This is a genomic window from Corallococcus praedator (genome assembly GCF_003612125.1).
Lineage (GTDB): Bacteria > Myxococcota > Myxococcia > Myxococcales > Myxococcaceae > Corallococcus > Corallococcus praedator.
Map to the genome: position 1 here is coordinate 1 of NZ_RAWI01000192.1, position 17803 is coordinate 17803.

The 17803-nt window shown below is 69.3% G+C and carries 17 protein-coding genes; 8 read left to right on the forward strand and 9 right to left on the reverse strand.

Features of this window, described 5'->3' with window-relative positions:
* The 6 genes from D7Y13_RS23300 to D7Y13_RS23325 all read right to left on the reverse strand — a co-directional run.
* Positions 1 to 281 (reverse strand): protein adenylyltransferase SelO family protein (locus D7Y13_RS23300; protein ID WP_208734486.1); only part of this gene is annotated, 281 nt, incomplete at its 3' end.
* A gap of 186 nt (positions 282 to 467) precedes the next feature.
* Positions 468 to 2351 (reverse strand): GMC family oxidoreductase, encoded by a 1884-nt coding sequence (locus D7Y13_RS23305; RefSeq protein WP_120535994.1) that lies wholly within the window; start codon positions 2349 to 2351, stop codon positions 468 to 470.
* Complete coding sequence (locus D7Y13_RS23310) at positions 2344 to 2847, reverse strand: sorbitol dehydrogenase (protein ID WP_147444435.1); 504 nt, start codon at positions 2845 to 2847, stop codon at positions 2344 to 2346. Before D7Y13_RS23310 ends, D7Y13_RS23305 begins: the two co-directional genes overlap by 8 nt.
* Positions 2848 to 2887: 40 nt before the next feature.
* Positions 2888 to 4300, reverse strand: coding sequence for a hypothetical protein (locus D7Y13_RS23315; protein WP_120585065.1), 1413 nt, complete (start codon positions 4298 to 4300; stop codon positions 2888 to 2890).
* Positions 4301 to 4522: 222 nt separating this feature from the next.
* Positions 4523 to 5047 carry a hypothetical protein gene (locus D7Y13_RS23320; protein ID WP_147444434.1) on the reverse strand — a complete coding sequence of 175 codons (525 nt, stop codon included), beginning with the start codon at positions 5045 to 5047 and terminating at the stop codon, positions 4523 to 4525.
* A 148-nt stretch (positions 5048 to 5195) separates the two neighbouring features.
* The gene (locus tag D7Y13_RS23325) at positions 5196 to 5711 is read right to left on the reverse strand and encodes a GNAT family N-acetyltransferase (protein ID WP_120585063.1); all 516 of its coding nucleotides are present in this window, start codon (positions 5709 to 5711) and stop codon (positions 5196 to 5198) included.
* A gap of 114 nt (positions 5712 to 5825) precedes the next feature.
* Here D7Y13_RS23325 and D7Y13_RS23330 point away from each other — a divergent pair, with 114 nt between their 5' ends.
* Complete coding sequence (locus tag D7Y13_RS23330) at positions 5826 to 6089, forward strand: hypothetical protein (protein WP_147444433.1); 264 nt, start codon at positions 5826 to 5828, stop codon at positions 6087 to 6089.
* Positions 6090 to 6168: 79 nt separating this feature from the next.
* Here D7Y13_RS23330 and D7Y13_RS23335 read toward each other — a convergent pair whose 3' ends face one another.
* Positions 6169 to 7275 carry an alpha/beta fold hydrolase gene (locus tag D7Y13_RS23335; RefSeq protein ID WP_120585062.1) on the reverse strand — a complete coding sequence of 369 codons (1107 nt, stop codon included), beginning with the start codon at positions 7273 to 7275 and terminating at the stop codon, positions 6169 to 6171.
* A gap of 317 nt (positions 7276 to 7592) precedes the next feature.
* Here D7Y13_RS23335 and D7Y13_RS23340 point away from each other — a divergent pair, with 317 nt between their 5' ends.
* From D7Y13_RS23340 to D7Y13_RS23355, 4 genes are all read left to right on the forward strand, one after another.
* Positions 7593 to 8456 carry a hypothetical protein gene (locus D7Y13_RS23340; RefSeq protein WP_120536000.1) on the forward strand — a complete coding sequence of 288 codons (864 nt, stop codon included), beginning with the start codon at positions 7593 to 7595 and terminating at the stop codon, positions 8454 to 8456.
* Between the two features lie 117 nt (positions 8457 to 8573).
* Positions 8574 to 9314, forward strand: a complete 741-nt coding sequence (locus tag D7Y13_RS23345) for a dienelactone hydrolase family protein (RefSeq protein ID WP_120585061.1) — start codon at positions 8574 to 8576, stop codon at positions 9312 to 9314.
* 166 nt (positions 9315 to 9480) lie between these two features.
* Positions 9481 to 9966 carry a DUF4345 domain-containing protein gene (locus D7Y13_RS23350; protein WP_147444432.1) on the forward strand — a complete coding sequence of 162 codons (486 nt, stop codon included), beginning with the start codon at positions 9481 to 9483 and terminating at the stop codon, positions 9964 to 9966.
* 32 nt (positions 9967 to 9998) lie between these two features.
* Entirely contained in the window at positions 9999 to 11021 is a 1023-nt protein-coding gene (locus D7Y13_RS23355; protein WP_120585059.1) for a methyltransferase, read from the forward strand.
* On the opposite strand, the gene D7Y13_RS23360 is transcribed toward D7Y13_RS23355, so the two are convergent.
* The gene (locus tag D7Y13_RS23360; protein WP_120585058.1) at positions 11018 to 12445 is read right to left on the reverse strand and encodes a hypothetical protein; all 1428 of its coding nucleotides are present in this window, start codon (positions 12443 to 12445) and stop codon (positions 11018 to 11020) included. The two genes, D7Y13_RS23355 and D7Y13_RS23360, sit on opposite strands and share 4 nt — an antisense overlap.
* A 48-nt stretch (positions 12446 to 12493) precedes the next feature.
* Here D7Y13_RS23360 and D7Y13_RS23365 point away from each other — a divergent pair, with 48 nt between their 5' ends.
* A complete protein-coding gene (locus D7Y13_RS23365; protein WP_120536005.1) occupies positions 12494 to 13780 on the forward strand; it encodes an MFS transporter in 1287 nt (428 codons plus the stop codon).
* A gap of 11 nt (positions 13781 to 13791) precedes the next feature.
* Here D7Y13_RS23365 and D7Y13_RS23370 read toward each other — a convergent pair whose 3' ends face one another.
* Positions 13792 to 14301, reverse strand: coding sequence for a DUF1579 family protein (locus tag D7Y13_RS23370; RefSeq protein WP_158620448.1), 510 nt, complete (start codon positions 14299 to 14301; stop codon positions 13792 to 13794).
* 139 nt (positions 14302 to 14440) lie between these two features.
* Here D7Y13_RS23370 and D7Y13_RS23375 point away from each other — a divergent pair, with 139 nt between their 5' ends.
* Positions 14441 to 16228 carry a serine/threonine-protein kinase gene (locus D7Y13_RS23375; protein ID WP_233595811.1) on the forward strand — a complete coding sequence of 596 codons (1788 nt, stop codon included), beginning with the start codon at positions 14441 to 14443 and terminating at the stop codon, positions 16226 to 16228.
* 48 nt (positions 16229 to 16276) lie between these two features.
* Positions 16277 to 17677, forward strand: coding sequence for a hypothetical protein (locus tag D7Y13_RS23380; RefSeq protein WP_120585056.1), 1401 nt, complete (start codon positions 16277 to 16279; stop codon positions 17675 to 17677).
* Positions 17678 to 17803 lie beyond the last annotated feature (126 nt).

The following is a 17803-nucleotide window of genomic DNA, read 5'->3' on the forward strand; positions in this document are numbered from 1 at the left end:
CACTGGCCGAACTGGTGGCCGCCGTAGTTGGCCGCGTACGGCACCATGCCCGGCTCCAGCGCGTTGCCCGCCAGCACCCGCACCCACGCTTCGGAGCGCAGCGCCTGTTCGTCCAGGCCCAGCAGGCGTGCGACCTCCGGCGAGAAGGCGACCAGCCGGGGCGCGGAGACGGGCGTGGGCTGGACGCGGGACCAGAGCGCCCCCTGCACCTGGCGCGACCGCGTGTCCGTGAGCGGGTCGCCCGGGGTGGCGTCAACGAAGCGGGACGAGAAGTGCGGCATGGCGGCTGGGTCCTCAGGCAGGCGAGGCGACGACGGCGTCGGGCGCGGGAGCTTCCGATAACAGCCTTCGCTGGATGCGGCACGCCTTCACGCCGTGTCCCTCCACGGCGGCCCCCGGAAGAGGGGCTCCGCCGGAGGGGGGCACGACGCCCCGCGAGTCCTCCCGCGGGGCGCCGGACCCGAGGCCTACAGTGTCAGCGCCTTGCCCAGGCTCGCCGCGGTCTTGAAGGCGAGCGCCGCGAGCGTGAGGGTCGGGTTCGGCGTGGCGACCGTGGGGAAGCTCCCACTGCCGACAATCCAGAGGTTCTCATGGTCGTGCGAGCGCTGGTTGGCATCCACCACCGACAGCTTCGGATCCGACCCCATCCGGTGGGTGCCCATCACGTGGCCCGCGCCGAAGAAGACGAACGACTGGCCTTCGTACTCGAAGTAGCCGGGCTGGCTCTGGGACTTGCTGTAGTCGGTGAACTCCGTCGCGCCCATCGCCTGGTAGATGGCGGAGCTGGCCTGCTTCGCCGCCATGAACCCATCCAGCGTGTACTTGTCGAAGCCGTAGGAGATCTTCGGTCGCGGCAGGCCCAGACCGTCCTTGAGCGTCGGATCCAGGGTGACGCGGTTCTCCGCCTGGGGGCTCTGTTCAATGAGGCAGGCCATCCGGAACTGCCGGGTCAGTCTGTCATTGAGCGCCATCACCAGATCCCGCCCACCCAGCTTCAGGCTGGGTGAAGGCTGCGGTGTCCCCGGCGGGGTGACGGGGTTGAGCGCGGAGACGTTGGTGCCGTTGATGAAGTCGTTGACCGTGGCGTACGGGTCCCCGATGGGGAAGTTCCACCCCTCGTTGCCAATCTCCATGCGGAAGGCGGCGCGCTGGCTCCGGAACGGACCGTTGCGCAGGCTTTCGATGCCGGAGGTGGAGAGCGGGCCCCGGTACGGAAACACGGGCTTGCCCTCGGGCATCAGCGCCCACGACAGGTAGAGCACGTGGTCCATCAGATTGCGGCCCAGCTGGTCGCTGCTGTTGGCCAGTCCGTTGGGGAAGGCCGAGGACTTGCTGTTGAGCAGGATCTTCGGATTCTCGATGGCGTGCGCCGCCAGGACGTAGGTCGTCGCGCTCACCTGGGACGTCGTCACCGGCCCCGGCTTCAGCTCCCGGTTGTAGGTGATGTATTCCACGCTGGAGATGCGCCCCTGGGTGTCCGCCAAGAGCCGCGTCACGACGGAGCGGTACTGGACGTCCACGTTGCCCGTGTTGAGCGCGGCGTTGAGCGTCACCGTCGCGTCGTACTTCGCCTGGATGGGGCAGATGGGGATGCAGTTGGTGTTGCCCGCGCACACGGGCCGGTTGGCGCGCGGCTGGGAATTGCGGCCCGCGGGCGTCGGGGTGACGAAGACGGGCTGGCCAAACAGGCTCATGCCGCTCACGCCCTGGGAGATGGCCTCATCCACCAGGCTCTCCGGGATGGCCTGCATGGGGTACTGGTAGCCCGCCGGGTACGTCAGGCCAATGGCCTGCTGGAGCGGGGCCTGCTCCGCCACGCTGGCGGACACGCCAATCTCATCCTCCGCCTTGCCATAGAGCGTCTCCAGCTCCGAGTACTCGATGGGCCAGTCGGTGCCGGGCCCGAAGCCCGGGGCCTTGTAATAGGAGTGCATCACCAGGTCGTCGGGCACCAGCCGCAGGGAGGTCCCCAGCCAGTGCCAGGTCGTCCCGCCGCCAATGCGCTCGTAGGTGCTGGCGAAGGGCAGCTGCTTCGGCTGGAACGTGGGGTCCGGGGTCGGCTGGACCAGGTAGCTCTTCTGGGCGTTCTTCCAGTTGTTGAGCCCCAGGATGGTGGGACGGGGCGTGGCCTCCTCCGCCGGGGCCAGCGTCTTCGGCGGATAGGGCGACTCCGGCGTCTTGGCCGCCGACAGGAAGAAGTTCTCCATGTACTGCTCGCGGCTGGCGGGGATGGGCGCCCCCGCCTCCAGGATGAGCACATGCTTGCCCAGACGGCCCAGCTCCAGGGCGATGATGCCACCCGCGATGCCCGCGCCGACAATCACCACGTCATACGTCTTCGGGTCAGCCATGGTTCGCCTCACTCGGAGGGAGGACGCCGGACAGCGGCGGCGGTGCGGAATTCCAGTAACCGAACTTGAGCTCGCTGTAGCCCATGGGGTGGGCCTGCATCGCGCTCCAGGCCAGCCCACCGATATAGGCATTCATCGCCACGACGGTGCCGTCCGTGGCGATGAGCGACGTGGGCGCGTACCAGGAGCCCAGGTACCAGAGCTTCAGGATGCTCCGGGCCATCAGCGCGTTCGCGGTCGGGTTCGTGCTGTCCACCTCCAGCAGCGTGTTGGCGATGGTCTGCGCGGGCTGTCCCGACAGGTTCGCGAACGCGGCGAGCAGCGCGTCCACCGTCTGCGTGCTGCTCTTGTCCGCGGCCTCCAGGTAGAGCTTCTTGAGCGGAGGGTCGGTGGGATCCAACTGCGGGGCCAGGGTGTCCTGCGTGAAGCCGGTCAGCACCGAGGAGAGCGCGACGAACTGATCCATCCGGGTGGAGGGCGTTGGGCTGTTGCTCATTCCAGACTCCTTGCGAAGGGAAGGCATGCGGAGGGGCGGTTCACTGCGCCCGCTCCAGGAGGAAGGTGAAGTCGGAGCTCTTGGCCGTGGTCATCGCGGCGTTGTTGTGGCACCGGATGCAGCTGGAGGAGACGCCGGGCACCTTGCCCTGGATGTATGTCTCCAGCGTGGAGTTCGCGAGGAACTGCGGCGCGGGGGAGCCGTCCTCCAGCTCCGCGACGGCGCAGTCACCCGGGTTCGTGGGCCACTGCGTGCTGATGAGCTCGTAGTTCGTCCACACCGACGCGGGATTCACCCCGCCGAGCAGCGCCTTCGCCTCCGCGTTGAGGAGGCGCGCGCTGTCCACCATCAGGGGCGGGCGCACGTCCACGCGGACGATCTGGCTCTTGAAGACCTTGCCGTTGACGACGATCTTCTTGTTCGGGTCCCAAGGCCGGGGCGGCGTCTGGTTGGCGACGCAGTCCGTGCAGGCCGGGTTGAAGAAGTTGTAGCGCGAGGCGAGCTGCCCCGCCTTGACCTGCTCCTGCGTGGGCACGTTGTCCACGTGCTCGAACGTGGACCAGATCCACTGCGCCGCGCTGCTCGTCTTGTGTCCGATGTGGAGCCCCACCAGGCCCATGAGCCGCACCGTGCAGCTCTCCTGGATCTTCGGGTTCACCGACGCCGGCGTGTAGACGAGCGCCTGGGCGGAGTGGAACCGGGCCGCGTCGGCCGGATCCTCCAGCGGCTTCCACGCGGCCTTCACCATGATGGCGCCCTGCTCGCCCGTCTTGGAGTTGCCGCAGTTGAAGTTGGCGGGAGCGTTGAAGGCCTGCTGTCCCGCCTTGGAGTAGAGCTTCTGGGTGACGATCTGATTGAACATCACCTGGTTGACCAGGATTTCGAAGCGGGCGTAGTTGCCCTGCTGATCAATCAGCGGGCCCGTGTCGAAGGGCTGGACGGACTCGTTGAGCAGGCCCGGCGTCTTGCCCACCTGCGTGAGGAACCGGCCGCCCGCGGGCAGCTTTCCCTGGCAGATGGCGGGGAGCACGGGAGGCGCCCCCCAGGCCGGAGGCGGCGCACCACCCGCCAGGAAGATGCTGGTGGCTGGCATCCAGCCCTGCCACACGGTGCGGTTGTCCCCGTTCTTGCCCGGAGGCTGAGAGGGATCCACGCCGCCGTCGGCGCCCACCGGCCAGTTCGCGGAGATGAACGTGTTCCACGAATAGGTGTCGAAGTCGTGCTGGAGCTGCGCCAGCGTCGAGTCGTTCTGACCGAACGTCGCATCCGGGGGGATGGTGGGGTCCAGGACGATCTTCACGCCCGGGGTGCCCGCGTCCGGCGCGCTCACCGTCTGCGGCGGGACGTCTGGCTTCGTGGGGGTCGGCTCCTTCTGCTTGCAGCCCGCCAGGCCTCCGGCGGTGACGCCCAGGACGCAGAAGACAGCGCACAACGCCACGCGGCGTCGCCGCATGGGGTTCTCATGGGAACTCATGTTTGGGGGCCTTCCGAAGGTGCGTGGGACGCGCTCACGCAGCCGGCATGCACAAAGCACGGCACATGCCAGTCCTTCGCCCTCCAGGGCCCCCAGAGGCGGCGCAGGTGCCCGCCGCCTTTCCGGCAGGGCGGGCTTGCGTTCCCGCGGGACGCGTCCGCGTTGCCGCGCGACGCGCCCTGCGTCAATCCTTCGCGGAGGCTACCGCTTGACGATGTTCAAATGGACGTTGCCGCACTCGCCCTCGTAACCCTCGACGATGATCAGCAACTGCACGCCCCTGATGAGGCCGCTGAGCGTGATGCCAGACGTGAGCAGGTCGCCGCTGTCGTCATTGCACTTCAGGACCTCTGAAGTGTTCTTGTAGTTGCGGATCTCCATGATGGTGTCGAAGTTTGAGTTCCTCGTGGAGAACGAATAGGTCCCGGTCTCGGGGACCCGCCACACATAGGAGACATCCCGCGACGAACCCGAGCGGCAGGTGGTGGCCCACTGGTTGGTCGCGGTACAGCTCGTGGGATAGGTGATGACCGGAACCCCCATCGCGCTGCCCAGATCGCCCGCGAAGGTCTGCTGCTCCACCCTTCCAATCTCCGGATCCTCCAGGACCTCGCCCTCCCCGGGCTCGGCGTCGTGGAGCTCCTCCCCTTCGGGAAGCGGTCCGCAAGCACCGAGGAACAGCGCACACCAGGCCACACCAACAAGGGATTTGCCGAGGTTCATCATGGGTCACCTTGGGACGGGCGGCCACGGCGAAGCGCCATGTCTGCCTTGCACAGCATGTTGTGCCTGCCTGCCCATGACAGCCATTGCCCCAGCGACCCGAGCACCCATCAATTCTGGATAATCAGAATTTCTTGCACTCCAAGATTCCTCAGGAGGAGAGCGTCTTGAAATAGACCACGGTGGAGCGCAGGACGCCGCCCGTGTCCTTCGCGTAGCCCGGAATCTCCCCCACCCGCTGCCACTGGTGATGCTGGTACACGGACTCCGCCTTCGACCCCAGCTCCGAGTCCAACACCAACAGGGTGCGGCCCTCGCGCCGGGCGAACTGCTCCACCTCGCGCAGCAGTCGCGAGGAGACGCCCTGGCCCCGGGCGCTGGGATGCACCATCAGCTTCATGAGGTCCGCGCGGTGCAGGCCGTTCTGGCGCAGGCTGGGCGCGAGCTGCACGGAGCCGACGATGCGCCCGTCATGCTCCGCGACCCAGAGCACCAGGCCCGGCCCCAGCGACGCGAGCACCCCCTGCCAGTACGCCTCCGCCACCTCCGGTGCCAGCGGCGCAAGGAAGCCAATGGACGCGCCCCCATTCACCGTCGCGAGGATCAGCTCGGTGAGGGCCTGACGCTCAGCGGGGGTCGCCTGTTCCAGTCTGCGGATGGAAGTCATCCCCTGAATCCTACAGCCGCCGGCGCCGTGCTGCTTCGCGGCGTGCGGGGTGTGAAGAAGCCCGCTATCCTCGCGAAGCTTCACAACCTCGAATATCGGTCCAGGGGATCCATCATGCGCGGAAGCATCATTGGCGGATTGTTGGCGGTGGGGCTGTTGGCGGGCTGCGGTGGCGTCGAAGACGTCGGAGAGCAGCCCCAGCTGGGCACGCGCGAGGATGAGCTGCCTTTCTGCGAAGGCTTCTCCTTCGTCACCTACTACAGCGACGCGACCTACAGCGTGCAGGTCGGACACGGCGACTGCAGCTGTGGGCATACGCTGCGCGTCGTCGGAACGAAGACCGATTACGGCATCTACCAGCCCGACAACTGTGGCTGAGTCCCAGGGCTGAGTGAGCAAGGCCCGACCCGCGAGCCAAGGCGGGTCGGGCCTCCCAGACACACACTCCGCGACAGCCCTACTTCGCGGGCGGCTTCGGAGCCGGACCCGTCCTGGCGCCGGTGAAGCGCAACACCTCCTCCATCAGCAGGCGGCGGCCCCGGTCCGGGCGCTCCAGGTGGACGAAGTGCGTCGCGCCTGGAAGCACGACCGCCTTCACGAGGGCCGCGCGGCCCAGGTGCTCCTGGAGGCGGGTGACGTCCTCGGGCCGGCTCCAGAAGTCGTTCTCCGAACGGAGGATGAGGACGCGGCCGGAGATGGAGCCCGCGTCCCAGAGCTGCCGACCGATGGCGAGCAGGAAGCTGTCCTCCAGCGCCCCGGACGGCGCCCGGAAGGCGAACGGCGTCCGGGACGGCGCCAGCGGATCACTCGCGAGCGCCTCGCGCTGGAAGGACTCGGCCACCTGGGGGTCGCGCGCCTTGTCCTTCTCCTCCGGAAGGTTGCGGTCCCAGACGGCGAGCACCGACGCCCCGGTGTTCCAACGGTAGGCGCCCAGCCCTTCGGCGTTGAAGTGGCCCGGCCGCTTCGGGTCCTCGAAGTCCGTGCCCCGCCCCAGCATCTTGTGTTCGGCGCTCCCCGCGTACAGCGCGTTGAGCAGGATGAGGTGGCTGACCTCCTCCGGATGCAGGCTGGCGTACATCCCCGCCCAGTGCCCACCGGTGGCCCAGCCCAGGAGCCCGACCCTGCGCTGCCCCGTGCGCGCCTGCACCCACGCCACCACCGCGTGCACATCCCGGACGGCCTCGTGCGAGCCCACGAGCGGCCGGCCCGCCGGGGGCAGCCCCATGGCCTGCGGCCGCGTCGAACCTCCGTAGCCCCGCACGTCCATCACGTAGACGGCGTGCCCCGCGCGTGCGAGGTCGCCCGCCAGCGAGCCCCCCTCCACGGGCAGGTCGAAGGACGCACGCCCCGGCACCCGCGCACCGTGCAGGAGGATGAGCGGCGCAAGTCCCGCCACCTGCATCCCCGTGTCCTTCACCTCCCGGACGGACACCTCGATGCCCGGATCCGAGGGGATGAGGAACTCCGCGCGCACCACCTCCGCCCCCGCGCCGCCCGCGACCAACACGCCCAGCAGCAACAAGGTCCGGACAGCGGTCGCGGCACTCCGGTGGTGGGTCGTCACATCGGCCTCCTGAGGGGGAACACGCGTCGGATCCTGCCAGAAGCCGGGCCGCCAGGGGCTGCCCGCACGCCAGGCCGCCGCGCCTCGTGCAAACGTTGCACGGAATGCAGACCCTGCACCGTCCCGGCTCCCGGGGCTGTGCAAGGTTTGCACACGTTGAGCGCTTCTTCTGGAGCCGCCCCCCGGCACCGCTGCTGGCACTCCCGTTGCTTTGTCGCCTCCCCGTTCCCCGACGCGAGGCCCGCCTGGAACGGCGTGCCGGAAGCGAGCGGGAGCACCCTCCCCAAACGCGGCAAAGACAAGGACGGAACTTGAACATGGGTCCCATCACGAAGCAGTCCGTGCAGAAGCTCTTCCTCGCGGTTCCCTTCGCCCTCCTCGCGGCGGGCTGTGGCGCCGAACTGGACGGCCAGGGCCTGCCGGAGGACGTGCAGCCGGAGGCCGCCGTCGCGGCCGACGCCCCCGAGTCGCTCGCCCAGGTGGAGCAGGGCGTCGCGCTGGGCGGCACGTACTGGTGGGGCACCTCCAACAACGGCAACACCACGTACACCATCGGGACCACCACGGGGCAGACGTGCTTCCTCACAGGCGTGCAGGGCAACCTGAAGCCGACCGTCGCGGGGAACTGGAGCAGCGCCGGCACGTACATGTCTGGCGGCAACTGGTTTGTCTATGTCAATCACAACAACAGCAAGGCGCTGGGCACGGGCGTCCAGTGCCTCGCCACCTCCACCGGCCGCACCGCGGAGGTCACATGGCGTCAGGGGACCGCGGCGAAGCTGCTGGGCGCGGTCACCGCCGACCGGCGCTGCTTCCTGACCCGGCTGGAGGCGTCCACGGGCGCGTTCACCACCGGCGATGACGAGGTGAAGGTGTGGAATGACGGCCTCAACTGGTACCTGGGCGGAGACCTGTCGGGAACGGGTGGCGGCCGCGCCATGTGCGTGGACGTGCCCACCGGCCAGGGCAGCTGGCTGTGGGGCTCCGGCTACGGCGGCGGCTTCACGGAGAACCTGGCGTACAACCCCGGCGGCGTGGCCTGCCTGCTGACGGGCCTCGGCGGTCCCATGACGACCAGCAGCTTCACCGACGGCGTGTCCATCGACTACAACAGCGGCACCCGCTACTGGGAGATGACGGTCGTCAACGGCAAGCGCGGCTACGCCAGCTGCGTCAAGTAGCCCCGGCCTCAATTGCAGACACGGATGCCGGGCCCATGGAGGGGGTGGCCCGGCGTCCCCTGGGATGACACCATCAGGCATCGGGCGGTCCGCCCGACCTGGAGGTCACCGAGTCACATGCAAGACGTCGACATCAAGACCGCGGATGGAGTGCTGGACGCGAAGCTGTTCCAACCCGAAGGCGCGGGCCCGTGGCCGGCGGTCATCCTGTGCATGGACGCGATGGGCGTGCGGCCCTCGCTGGAGAGCATGGCCCGGCGCATCGCGGCGGCGGGGTATGTCGTCCTGCTGCCCAACGTCTTCTACCGGGACGGGCATGCCTCGAAACTGGAGCTCAAGGGCACGTTCGAGGACCCGGTGTTCCGCAAGCACATCTACGCGCTCATCGGGAACCTGACGCCCGAGCGGCAGAAGACGGACGCCGCCGCGGAGCTCGACTTCCTGGCCCGGCACCCGTCGGTGCAGCCGGGGTCCAAGGTGGGGGTGACGGGCTACTGCTTCGGCGGGGGCGTCGCCGTGCGCATGGCCGCGAACTTCCCGGACCGCATCGGCGCGGTGGCCTCGTCCCATGGCGGGAAGCTGGCGACGGACTCGCCCGACAGTCCCCACCGGCTGGTGGGCCAGGTGAAGGGTGAGCTGTACTTCGGCCACGCGGACAACGACAGCTCGATGACCGCGGAAGACATCCAGACGCTGGAAGCGGCCTTGAAGGCAGCCGGCGTCAAGTACGTGTCGGAGTTCTACCCGGGCGCGCGCCACGGCTACGCGGTGGACAACTGGCCCGCGTACCACCCGCAGGCCGCGGAGACGCACTGGCGCAGGATCCTCGAACTGTTCGGTCGCACGCTGCGCGCCTGAGCGCGGGTGCACGGCCTCACCGACTTCGGGGCGTGTCCGGGTCCAGTTCCCCACACGCCCCGAAGGACCGGGGAGCGACGGCGAACGTCGCGGCCGGAAGCCGGGCATCGTGCCTTCGCGGGTGGGCACGTGCGTGGCGGTGCGTCACCGCCAGGGGGCCAAAGGCATGCAAGGACCGGGAGCGCGCAGGGCAGCCGCCCGCATCACCGGGCCGTGGCGGTGGATCGACGCCCTGGCCTTCCAGGGGTACGCCTGGTTCCTCATCCTGGTGGGCGGAGTGCTGGGGCTGCTCGTGCCGCGCTGGGGACCGCTCGGCTTCGAGGTCTACGCGCGAGGTGTCTTCGACGCGGGCCTGCCGGAGCGGACCCTGGCGAGCGCCCTGAACCAATACCGGTACATGAAGAGCATGGAGTTTGGGTTTGGCGTCTTCTGCGTGTGCTTTCGCGACCTCATCTACACCGACCGCCGCTTCAACCGCTTCTACCTGGGCATCATCTTCCTGGGTGCGGCGGAGCGGGCACTGTCGGTCCTGCTGGATGGGATGCCGCGTCCCTTCTATGTCGCGGCCATCTTCATCGAGCTTTCCGTGGGCCTCATCGTCTTCATCTCCACCCGGCGCACGCTGCGGGCCGGCTTGCCTCCGGTGGGTTGACGTCTGGTTTTGACCGGGAGTACGACCTGGAGATGACCTCTCCCTCCGTCCATCCGGCGCAGCTCATCGTCGACCTTGGTTTTGGTTTCATCCTGTCCGGCGCGCTGGCCACGGCGGCGGAGCTGGGTGTCGCGGATCAGTTGGAGCAGGGCCCGAAGAGCGCGGCCCTGCTCGCGGAGGCGGTGGGCGCGGATGCGGCGTCGCTCTACCGGGTGCTCCGGCTGCTGGCGAGCGCGGGCGTGTTCTCCGAGGATGCCGCCGGAAACTTCGCGCTCACCCCCGCCTCCGACCTGCTGCGCACCCACGCCCCCGGTTCCCTGCGCAGCGCGGTGTTGATGCTCACGCAGGACATCTTCTGGGCACCGACCGGAGCGCTCACGCAGACGGTGCGGACGGGGAAGAACACCTTCGAGCAGATCTTCGGCAAGCCCTTCTTCGACCACCTCGCCAGCAACGCGGCGGCGGGCGCCACCTTCCACCGGGGCATGTCCAGCCTGTCGGACCTGGAGAACGGCCCCATCGCGCGCAGCTATGACTTCAGCGCCTGCCGGCGGGTGGTGGACGTGGGCGGCGGCCACGGCGGCTTCCTCATCGAAGTGCTCCAGGCCGCGCCGTCGCTCCAGGGCGTGCTCTTCGACCACCGCCACGTCCTGGACGAGGCGCGCATCGCCTCGGCGGGGCTCTCCTCGCGCTGTGAGCTGGTGGAGGGGGACTTCTTCCAGACGGTGCCTTCGGGCGCGGACACGTATGTCCTCAAGCGCATCCTCCACGACTGGAGCGACGCGGTGTGCGTGGACATCCTGCGCCACTGTCGCCGCGAGATGGCCCCGGGCGGCCGGGTGCTGGTGGTGGACACCGTCATCCCCCCCGGGAGCGCGCCGCACGGGGGCAAGGTGCTCGACGTGATGATGCTGGCGTCGCTGCCCGGCCGCGAGCGCACCGAGGAGGACTTCCGCAAGCTCTTCGCCCAGGCGGGCTTGCGGCTCTCCCGCGTCATCCCCACGCCGGCCGCGCTCAGCATCACCGAGGCCGTGGCGGCGGAGGTGACGGGCTAACGTCGGCCCAGGAGGCCGAAGGGCTTCCACTCGAGGATCTTCAGGTCGAACCCGGCCTGGCGCTTCGCGGCGATCCAGTCCTCCAGGGCACTCAATGCGGCGGCCTCGTCCTCGAAGGGATGACGCTCGCCGTCGCGGGTCACCAGCGTCGTGCCGTCCACGATGGCGGAGGTGTATTCGGCCTTCGGTCCGCCGTAGTGAGCGAACTCCCGTTCGAGCGGGCCCCGGCCGGGAATCACGGACGTGACGCGCAGGAAGTCTCCGGTGTAGCGGGCCTCCAGCCGCCGCACCTCTGACGCCGCGGCGTCGGAGGTCTCGAAGGCGAAGCGGAACGTCTTCAGCGAACCGTTGTTGATGCCCACGTGGAGCTGGATGACGGCGCCAAAGCGTTCAATCTCCAGGAACAGGTCTCCCCGCTTGCGCCAGAAGGTGACGCGCTCCGAGGCCCGCTGCTTCACGTCCAGGGCGGGCGGCGGCCCCTCCCCGAGGAACCGCTGTCCGTCGAAGATGTGCATGGGGAAGCTGCCCGGACGCAGCAGCCACACCTCGCCCGTCCTTCGCTGCGCGTAGACGACGTCCTTCGCCCGCGCCTGTTTCGACGCCCGGGCCGCGATCCCCTCGACGTCGAGTCCCTCCAGTTCCTCGGCGGTGGGCGCGTCGGGCTCGCGGCGCTGCTGGGGCTGGGGCGTGGCCGTGAAGACGGGCTCGCCCCGCTGGATGCGCTCGAAGAGGTCGTCGTGGTGGAGCTCCCCGAGGTCCAGGTTCCAGAGTTCGGGCACGAGGAAGGTGGAGGCCAGGGATGCGGCCTCCTCGCCGGAGCGGCCGTTCTCGAAGTGATGCTCGGCGTGGACCTCTCCATAGCTGGAGACGTCGTGATCATTCTCGTCGAGGAAGCGCGTGGTGAGGTCGCCCGCCACGACGAGGCTGTCATCGTTGTAGATGCCCTGGATGACGTCCCGGACCACGAGGTCTCCGAGCACCAGGAAGTTCCCCGATGTCTTGAGCCCCCACGCCGTGCAGCAGCCCACGACCACGACCGTCGAATCCGGCCCGCAGTCCTCCAGCACGCCCTCCACCTCCAGGTCTCCCAGCACGACGAGGGGCGCGGTGACGCGCAATCCGCCGGAAGCCCGCGCGTTGCCCGTCACGACCGTGGGCTCGGCGACGGAGGCGTCGAGCACGGCGTCCACGCGCGGCAGGACTTCGCGCATCACCACGGCCGCGAAGCCAATGGGTGACAGCGGCCCGGGGCACAGCGCCTGGACGAGCGCGGAGGGCGACAGCGGGGCGTCCTTGGGGAACTCACGGGCGAGGGACGAAACCGAGGGCTCCCCGTGGTGGGAGAGCGCGGCGCTGACGGGGCCTTTGAGTCCGGCGAGCGTGGCCTCCGCGCGGGGGAGGAACTCATTGCTGGAGAGGAGCATTCGCGCATCCTAGCCACGCGAAAACATGGGGTGGGATACGTTGCGCCCATGGCGATGCGCTCGCGGTTGCTCTCCATCTTCGGCGGCTCGGTGGGCAACCTCATCGAGTGGTACGACTTCTACGTCTACTCGGCGTTCTCGCTGTACTTCGCGCAGGCGTTCTTCCCGGACGCCGACCCCGTCGTGCAACAGCTCAACACCGCCGGGGTGTTCGCGCTGGGGTTCCTCGTCCGCCCCATCGGGGGTTGGCTGATGGGGCTCTACGCGGATCAACGGGGACGCCGGTCCGCGCTGACGTTGTCCGTCACGTTGATGTGCCTGGGGTCCTTCGTCATCGCGGTGTGTCCGACGTATGCGCGCATTGGCGTAGCGGCGCCCATCGTGTTGATGCTGGCGCGCCTGCTCCAGGGCCTGTCGCTGGGAGGCGAGTACGGCACCAGCGCCACGTACCTGAGCGAGGTGGCGACGTCCCGCCACCGGGGCTTCTACAGCTCCTTCCAGTACGTCACGCTCATCATGGGGCAGCTGCTGGCGACGATGACGCTGCTGGTGTTGCAGCGGCTGGTGCTGACGGGGCCGCAGTTGGAGGCGTGGGGTTGGCGCATCCCGTTCCTGGTGGGCGCGGCGCTGGCCATCTTCGGCTTCTACATGCGGCGCAACATGGTGGAGACGGAGGCCTTCACCCGGGAGGCGGCGAAGGGGGCCGAGCACCAGCCGATGCGGGAGCTGCTGCGGCATCCGAAGGAGCTGGCCATCGTGGTGGGGCTCACGATGGGAGGGACGCTGGCCTTCTATACGTACACCGTCTACATGCAGAAATTCCTGGTGAACTCGGTGGGGCTGACGCGGGACGAAGCGACGCTCATCTCCGCCGGGTCGCTGTTCCTCTACATGCTGTTGCAGCCGGTGTTCGGGTTCATCTCCGACAAGGTGGGGCGCAGGCCCGTGCTGCTGTGGTTCGGCGTGATGGGCACGCTGTGCACGGTGCCGCTGTTGACCGCGCTGACGCGGACCCGGGACGCGTTCACCGCCTTCCTGCTGGTGCTTGCCGCGCTGGTCATCCTCTCCGGCTACACGTCCATCAACGCCGTGGTGAAGGCGGAGCTGTTCCCCGCGCGCATCCGGGCGCTGGGCGTGGGGCTGCCCTATGCGCTGACCGTGTCGCTCTTCGGAGGCACGGCCGAGTACGTGGGCACGCGGCTGAAGCTGGCCGGCCATGAGCCGTGGTTCTTCTGGTACGTGACGGGTTGCATCCTCTGCTCGCTGCTCGTCTATGCCTTCATGCAGGACACGCAGCGGCACAGCCGCATCGAACCGGGCACGGAGGGAGCGTGACGCGGCCCGGGTCAGTGCACCCGGGTCGCCTTCAGGTCACACAACGGCCGCCAGGTGGCTCCGTCGTCCGACTGTTCCCAGCGGATGTCCAGCCGCTGGTTGCCGTCCTCGAAGGACATCGTCACGCGCTCGTGCGCTCCGGCGAAGGTCCAGATGCCGTCCCGCTCCCCGCCCTCGTAGACCCGCGCATAGCCGTGGTTGTCGAACAGGTGCATGCGGTAGCGCTGACGCTCCGGGTCGAAGCCGATGATGCGCGTGCTCTCCAGGCTCTCGCCCGCGAAGCGCATCACCCCGCGACAGCTCAGGAAGAAGCCCCCGGGAAGCCATTCGTACCGGTCCACCGCCGTGGCCTTCACACGCGCTTGCGGCCCGGCCGCCTCACCCAGCACACCTTCCGCCGTCCACCCTCCGATGAAGACCTCCAGCCGCTGGTGCTCGGGCCCCAGCCTGGGAGCCGCCTCCCCGCTCCCCTGCTCCACACCCTCCCGGGTGGCCTCTCCCATTTCGCGTGACGGATCCATGGGGTCTCCCTTTGCCTGCCAACCCTCAAGGTGAGGCGCCGCCAACAGGCGTGCAAGCCTGAGCCCGGTCTGCACGAATCCTGTCATTCACAGGAGGTCTATTCGCTACGGAGTTCCCGGTTTACTAGGCTTCAGCGCCGTGACCTCCTACACGATGCTGCACCTGGCGCTCACGGGCGCGTTCGTGGTGCTGGCGCTGGTGCACTTCGCGACCTGGGCCGCGGTGAGGAGCCAGCGCGTGCAGCTGTGGCTCGCGTCCAGCTTCCTCGGCTTCGCGGCCATCAGCTTCTCCGTGGGCGTGGCCAGCAGCGAGGCCAGCGCGATGGTGGACGACACGCGCCCGTGGCTGCTGTTGGGCGCGCTCACGTCCATTCCCCTGCCCTACACCCTGCTGCGCGTCCTGTGGTCGCTGCTGGACCTGCCGCTCACCCGCTGGCGGCGCGTGATGCTGGGCGTGACCGTCGCGCTCGGAGCAGTGCGGGTGCTCGACACCGTCCTCTCCCTTCGCACGCCCTCCGCCACCGGACTGACGTCCGAGCAGTTGGCGCGCGCGACCGCGGGCCTGGGCCTGCCGCTGTTCTGGCTGCTCGCGGTGGTCGTGGGCGGGACGTGGGCCGTGGAAGCCGCCCGGCTGTTGAAGCGCCGGGGCGCGATGGCGGTGGCCGTGCTCGTCGCGTCGCTCTGCGCACTGGCGCTCCTGGGCCGCGAGCTCGCCGTCGACCTGGGCTGGAGCGACGGCCTGCACCTGTTCGCGCTCGTCGGACTGCCGTTCCTGCTGCTGTCCTCCACCGCGCTCGCGATCCTCACGGCGCGCTCGCTGCGGGGCGCGGACCTGGGCACCGGCATCCACCGCTACCGCCGGCTCGTGCGCCTGGGACGCGGGGGCATGGGCGAGGTGTGGCTCGCGGTGCGCACCGGCCGCGCGGGCTTCCACCGGCTGGTCGTCCTCAAGCGGATGCTGGACGGCGGCGACGCCGAGGACGCCGAGGTCCGCGTCCACCGCTTCATCGGCGAGGCACGCACCGCCGCGCGCCTGCATCACCCCAACATCGTCTCCGTGCATGACCTGGGGCAGTTGGACGGCGCGTGGTTCATCGTCATGGAGTACCTGAGCGGCGTGAACGTGTTCGAGCTCGTCAAGCGCGCTCGCAAGAGCGGCCCGCTGCCGCTGGAGGTCATCGTTGAAATCGGCCAGCAGGCGCTGCGCGGGCTCGCCTATGCGCACGAGCGGGGCGTCACGCACCGGGACATCAGCACGGACAACCTGGTCGTCTCCTTCGACGGCGTGGTGAAGGTCGTCGACTTCGGCATCGCGCAGGGCGCGGATGCCCTCCCCGAGCCCATCTCCGGGACGGCCATCGTGCCCGTCGAGGGCCGGCTCACGCAGGAAGGCGGCATCATCGGGAAGCTGGCGTACATGCCCCCCGAGCGCGTCGAGGGCGAGGAGGCGACCCCCTCCGGAGACCTCTTCGCGCTCGGGTGCGTCCTCTACGAGCTGCTCTCGCGCACGATGCCCCACGTCGCCCCCACCGCCAGCCAGCTTCCCGGCCTGGAGCGCCCCGAGTCCCCCATCGCGTCGCGCGTGCTGCGCAGCGTGCTCGAGACCGCGCTCCAGCCTCGGCCGGAGCTGCGCTTCGCGGACGCGAAGGCCTTCCACCTGGCCCTCGAACCCGCGCGACAGGTGCTGCCCGCGGTGGACCTCGCCGGATGGCTGCGCGACCACTTCTCGGAGCGCTGGCTGCGCGAACAGGCCCTGGTGGAGCTGGGCGACCCCACCCCCACGGAGGTCGAGGCGCTCCTCAAGAGCACGCCGCGCCCCAGGGTCGAGGAGCCCATCGCGACCGTGGAGTCCGCCACGCCGACGGAAGTGCTCACACCGCCCGTGGAAGAGCCCTCGGAGACCGTGCGCATCAAGCGGCCCTCCTGAGTCCACCAGGAGCCAGGGAAGCCAGACGTGCTAGATGCGGCGGCGCTCATGGCCCATCCCTTCCTGACACTCCCGCTGCTGCTCTGCCTGGGACAGGCTTCCGAACCCGCCCAGGTGGAAGCACCCGTCCAAGCCCGTCTGTCCTTTGTCGCGAGCGAGATGGCCGTCGAGGACAGCACGCTGCTCACCTACCTCCACGCGGCGTTGGATGTCCGCACGCCCGAGCTGGCGTCGGGCCTGCGCGCCGAAGCCGCGCTGTCGATGTTCTTCTCCACGGGCGGCAACAACCAGGGCGTGGCCTTCCGCGACAACGGCAGCGCCATCCGTCTGCGCTACCGGCCGTCCACCTGGGAGTCGCGCGAAGGGCTGGCCCTGAGTGTCTTTCCGCTGAGCGCCACCCGCGTCTACATGGGCTTTTCGTACCCCGTCACCTGGGAGCGGCAGTCCTTCCCCCGCCGCGACGGGAATGAGCCCGCGCTGGAGCTGCGGCTGTCGCGCCGACAGTGGAGCGTCTTCGCGGCCACCAAGGCCGCCTCCGTCTTGAACGACCTGAAGCTGACCCAGGAGACCCGCTACGCCCTGCTCGCGGGCGGCGCCCTGGAGGTCACCCCCGAGCTGGGTCTGGCCCTGAAGGTCACCCACCTGAACCGGGGCGTGGTGCCGGGCCTCGCGAACCAGGGCATCGAGGAGTCCATCCCGGTGTACGGGGCCTCCCTGGCGGCGGCGTGGCACCGGGGCGCGCCCATCGGGAACAACGTGGACCTGTCGCTCTACAGCGGCGACCCGACCTTCTTCGAGCGGTTCTTCCTGCCCGAGACCTACCCGGGTGACTTCGCCGCGTCGGTGTCGCTGGAAGGCAGCCTCGTGTCGCAGCGGCTTCAGGACGTGGATGAGTTCGCGCAGATGCGCTCGGAGCTGGGACAGGCGGCGGCGCTGGATGGGCGGCTGAAGCAGGGCTTCTTCCGGCTCCACGCGCTGGCCTTCCTCCGGACCGCCTCCTTCATCCAGGTGGACGTCCCCGGGTTTCCGAACCACCAGGCCTTCGGGCGGGACGCGGATCCGCGCGCGGAGGTGTCCGGCACGCTGAGCGGCGACTACCACTTCGCGGACTGGGGGCTGACGCCGGGCCTGCTCGTGCGCGTCGCCCTCCCGGCGACGTTCCAGAGGCCCCTGTCGTTCGTCCCCGGCGCGACGGCGCGGCACATCGTGCTCCAGGGGCCCAACCAGCTCTCCATCCTCCCGGACGGCGAGGACCGGCGCGCGGTGCTGACGCTGAAGGCCACCGCCCGCTGGGACCTGGGCTCCGTGGCCGGAGTCCTGGCGGAGGTCTCCTACGTGAGGGACCCCAACCGGACCACCTTCGAGGACGACGTCACCGGCGTGGGCCAACCCGTCTTCGCGGACCCGGATGCGCTGGGCTTCAACCTGCTGCTCCAGGCCCGCTTCTGAGCCACCCCACGCCCCCGGAACGGGCGACCCGGGGGCGTGATTGGCGTTCACGCGGGGCCGGGTGCGAGGATGGCGCCCTGCCCACCATGCGCCCTGCTTCGTCCCAAGCCGCCCCCGAAGGTGTCC